General features: G+C 75.5%; 4 protein-coding genes. 3 read left to right on the top strand and 1 reads right to left on the bottom strand.

Features of this window, described 5'->3' with window-relative positions; genetic code table 11:
- Positions 1 to 284: 284 nt before the first annotated feature.
- Both ACFRMQ_RS39180 and ACFRMQ_RS39175 read left to right on the top strand, forming a co-directional pair.
- Positions 285 to 1,511, top strand: coding sequence for a PP2C family protein-serine/threonine phosphatase (locus tag ACFRMQ_RS39180; RefSeq protein WP_380735667.1), 1,227 nt, complete (start codon positions 285 to 287; stop codon positions 1,509 to 1,511).
- Positions 1,512 to 1,997: 486 nt separating this feature from the next.
- Complete coding sequence (locus ACFRMQ_RS39175) at positions 1,998 to 2,195, top strand: hypothetical protein (protein ID WP_049648957.1); 198 nt, start codon at positions 1,998 to 2,000, stop codon at positions 2,193 to 2,195.
- Between the two features lie 33 nt (positions 2,196 to 2,228).
- Here the strand turns inward: ACFRMQ_RS39175 and ACFRMQ_RS39170 are convergent, their stop codons facing one another.
- The gene (locus tag ACFRMQ_RS39170; RefSeq protein ID WP_380735666.1) at positions 2,229 to 3,020 is read right to left on the bottom strand and encodes a DUF6348 family protein; all 792 of its coding nucleotides are present in this window, start codon (positions 3,018 to 3,020) and stop codon (positions 2,229 to 2,231) included.
- A gap of 189 nt (positions 3,021 to 3,209) precedes the next feature.
- Here ACFRMQ_RS39170 and ACFRMQ_RS39165 point away from each other — a divergent pair, with 189 nt between their 5' ends.
- Positions 3,210 to 3,779, top strand: a complete 570-nt coding sequence (locus ACFRMQ_RS39165; protein ID WP_380735665.1) for a hypothetical protein — start codon at positions 3,210 to 3,212, stop codon at positions 3,777 to 3,779.
- The last annotated feature ends 57 nt before the right edge of the window (positions 3,780 to 3,836 follow it).

The raw sequence follows: 3,836 nt of genomic DNA, 5'->3' as shown, positions 1-3,836 counted from the left end.
CTCCCGTGCGACCGGCCGCCGCCGTCTTCGCCGCCCTCGGGACGGCCGCGGCGGCCCCGCGACGCCTGTGGGATCGGCCACAGGACCCGGCGCGCGGACACCCCTCGCGCGCCGGGCGTGCGCACCACCCGCCTGGTTCGTGCGCCCAACCCCCACACGGCCCCGGCGGCCCGCCCACCCCCGTCCCGATCGGCCGAAACCCACCTGGCGCCCCGCGCTCCGGCGTCCGCGCCCGCCCCCGGCCCGTCGACGCCGGGCGGTGCCCGTGGATAGGGTCGGACCCCATGGCTGGCAGAGCGCCGGGCACCAAGCCCCAGACGACTGCGACGAGGCCCGGCGCCGCCCCGGCGTCCGAGTCCGTGACGGCCCGGTTGCGCAAGAGGGTCCGCCGGGTCCGCCGAAGGCTGCGCACGGCCGGGGTCGACTACTTCCGCGGCGGCGCCGCCGACTGGCCGGTGCTCTGCGCGCTCGCCCTGCTCGTCCCGCTGCTGATCCTGCTCAACATCTGGATGCCCGACTGGGCCCCGCCCACCTCCCTGGTCCTGCCGATCATCGCCGGCGCCCTGCTGCTGCGCCCCGGCAGCCTGGTGGTGCTCTACGCCCTGGCCGCGCTCGGCCTCTCCTCCGAGTCCGTGATCCACACCGGCCAGCGGGTCGCCAGCGACAACCCCGAGGCCTACCTCTACGGCGTGACCCCGGGCGCGGCCCTGGTGGTCGGCGCCGCCGGTGTGGGCGGCCTGCTGCTCGCCCAGTTCCGGGCCCGGGTCGGCGTGCCCTGGTGGGGCGGCTCCACCATGCTGTTCGACCTCCGCGAGCGGCTGCGGGTGCAGAGCCGGGTGCCCGAACTGCCGGACGGCTGGCACGCGGACATGGCGCTGCGCCCGGCCGGCGGTCAGTCCTTCTCCGGGGACTTCGTGGTCGCCGCCCGCACCGGTCCCGGCCAGCGGCTGCTGGAGGTGGTCCTCGCCGACGTCTCCGGCAAGGGCATGGACGCCGGCTCGCGCGCCCTGCTGCTCTCCGGCGCCTTCGGCGGCCTGGTCGGCTCGCTGCCCGCGCACGACTTCCTGCCCGCCGCCAACGGCTACCTGCTGCGCCAGTCCTGGGAGGAGGGCTTCGCCACCGCCGTCCACCTGGTGCTGGACCTGGACACCGGCGAGTACGAGCTGCTCTCCGCCGGGCACCTGCCGGGCATGCAGCGCCTGGCGGGGGAGGGGCGCTGGGAGGTCAAGCAGGCCGACGGCCCGTTGCTCGGGATCTACGACGGCGCGAAGTTCGAGGGCGTGCGCGGCCGGCTGAACCGGGGTGACGTCCTGATGCTCTGCACCGACGGCATGGTCGAGGCGCCGGGCCGGGACCTCGGCGAGGGCATGGACCGGCTGATGGGGGAGGCGGACCGGGTGGTACCCGGTGGCGGACCCGGCACCGGCGTGGGAGCCGCGGCCGCCCTGATCGAGACGGTCGCCCGGGACATCAACGACGACCGTGCCCTGCTGCTGCTCTGGCGCGACTGACGGCCGGTCGGCCCGCTTTCCCGGCACGTGCCACCGGCAGCACCGCTGTCAAGCCTGGTAGCTGATCTTCAGCCAAATCGGACGCCCCGTCGGTGGACCGGACCTGCGGCTTCCGTTACCCGTCCCCGGCCGTTTCCCGGCCGCTCAGCCCGGCCCCGCCGACGATTCGTCAGGACGGCTCCGCTATCGTCCCGGTCGGCGGAAAGTCGTCTCGCATCGCAGGATATGGCGTTGGGCTGACTTTCAGACCTTTACGCAACCAGCACGGTCGACCACACTGAGTCCGGGCGGGACTGTTCAGGATTCGGGGGATGGGGGGTGTCACGTGCGGCACGAAGGACAGCGGTCGACCGTGGGCTCCCCGGCCGGCGGTGCGCCGGACGGTCCGCGATTCCGCCTCGGGACCGTCGGACAGGCCGGGGTCCGGCTTTCGCAGGTGCCGCCGGGCGGTGGCACCCCGCTATGAAAACGAGGAAGTGAGTCCGGGTGGCACTCTCCGTCTCCGCACTGGTCCTGTTCGCGATCCTGTGCATCATCTTCATCCGCAACAAGCAGATGAAGATCCCGCACGCGATCGTCGCCGCCCTGTTCGGCTTCATGCTGCACGAGACCACGGTCGCGACCTCGATCAACTCCCTGCTGGCCAACCTGGCGCACAGCATCTCCGGCATCACCGGAGGCTGACCCGGCCGGGCCGCCCGCACCCCCGCCCAGGGGTCACCGGCCGGCCCGTCTGGCCTCCCGCCAGCGAGCGAACAGTCCCCGGGGGCGGGCCGCCGCCGGGGCCGGGAGACGCATCGGTGCGGGTGCCTCGGCACCCGCCGACGCGCGTTGCCCCGAGGCCGCCGGTTCGGCCGTCAGCAGGACGAACAGCCGGGCCCAGCACAGCCGTTCACCCCGCGGCCAGTCCAGCGCGCGCAGCGCCGCGGACGCCGCCTCGGACACCTCGCCGCCCACCCGGACCTCGGCGACGTCGTCCCCGGCCTTCCCGCCCAGGAAGAGCTTGACGCCCACCGGCCCGGGCCCGGTCAGCTCCGCGCGCAGCGCGGGTGCCAGCGCCGGCAGCACCCGGTGCTCGGCCAGCCAGCCCGCCAGGTGCTCGTTGCCGAAGCCGAACACCGCGGCCGGCCCCTGCACCGCGTGCCAGCCCGGGAGCTCGGGCAGGTCCGCGTGGTCGGCGTGCACCCCGCGTCGCTCCGCCGACTCGACCAGCACCGAGGCGGTCGTGGTCGCCCACATCTTCACCGCGTTGGCGAGCTTCTCCTCCTCGGTCTTGCCGAGGCCGGCCGCGCAGTCCCACACCACCGGGGCGTCCGCCCGGCCCAGGTGCAGCACGAAGCCGAGGTCCACGTGCCCGGCGCCCTCGTCCCCGGGGTGCTCGCGCACGGCCACCGCCGTGGTGCCGGGGCCGCGGACCACCTCGCCGTCCGGGTGGAACACCTGGCCCAGCCGTGCCATCTCCCGGACCACGCAGCGCTGTATGACGGCCAGTCGCTCCTGCGGATGCACCGGACTCCTCCACCTCGGGAGCGCGGCGCCGGGGGTAGCGCTCGAACTGCGCTCGAACGCCGCCGAGGCTATCGGCCCGGCAGCCCGCCGGGAAACCACCCGGACCACTCGCTTCTCCGGTCGCGGAAATGCCGCTAATGCCCCATTTTGGGCAGCGGAACCCGACAGTCGTCCGCCCGGAGAGCCCGCATGCCCCGCACCGCTGCCCCGACCCCGCCCGCCCTGATCGCCCCGCTCGCCCCCGGTCCGGCGCTGTTCGGCCCGGTCGCCGCCGGTGGCCTGGTCGCCGAGATCGAGGCCTACCTCGCCTCGCTGCCCGCCCCCGCGCGCACCCCGGTGCCGTATATCTGCCCGTACGGCAGCACCCCTCGGCCCTGGCACGCCGGTCACCCCGAACCCCGGGCCACCCTGCTCGACCGGGCGCTGAACCGGCCCGCCCGCCCCGTCCCCGTCGGCGCGGCCGACCACCTGCGGCTCGCCTCCCGCTACATCGGGGCGCACGGCTGGCTCCAGGGCGCGATGTGGGACGAGGCGGGCCGGGTCTGCCTGCTCGGCGCGCAGGCCGCCGTCCTGGCGCACGGCTACGGAACCCCCGCCACCGTCCGCACCGCCCGGGTCCAGCTGATGGAGGTGCTGCACGCCACCGGCCGCCCGGCGCGCTCCCCGGACGAGTTCAACGACCGCCCCACCACCCGGGAGGGCGACGTCCACCAGCTGCTGGACCGGGCCGCCGCCCGGGCCGCCCGGCTCGGCCTCTGAGCGGGGGCCGACGCCCGCGCCCGGGCCCGGGAACGTCGACGGCCCCGGTGCGCTGGG

The sequence above is a fragment of the Kitasatospora sp. NPDC056783 genome, from assembly GCF_042789895.1.
Taxonomy (GTDB): domain Bacteria; phylum Actinomycetota; class Actinomycetes; order Streptomycetales; family Streptomycetaceae; genus Kitasatospora.
The sequence above is the reverse complement of the archived record's forward strand: the minus strand, read 5'-3'. Positions and strand labels throughout refer to the sequence as shown.

What these genes read in the sequence shown, in the direction of transcription:
- ACFRMQ_RS39180 (WP_380735667.1), top strand. Translation starts at nt 285, where the DNA reads ATGGCTGGCAGAGCGCCGGGCACCAAGCCCCAGACGACTGCGACGAGG.
- ACFRMQ_RS39165 (WP_380735665.1), top strand. Translation starts at nt 3,210, where the DNA reads ATGCCCCGCACCGCTGCCCCGACCCCGCCCGCCCTGATCGCCCCGCTC.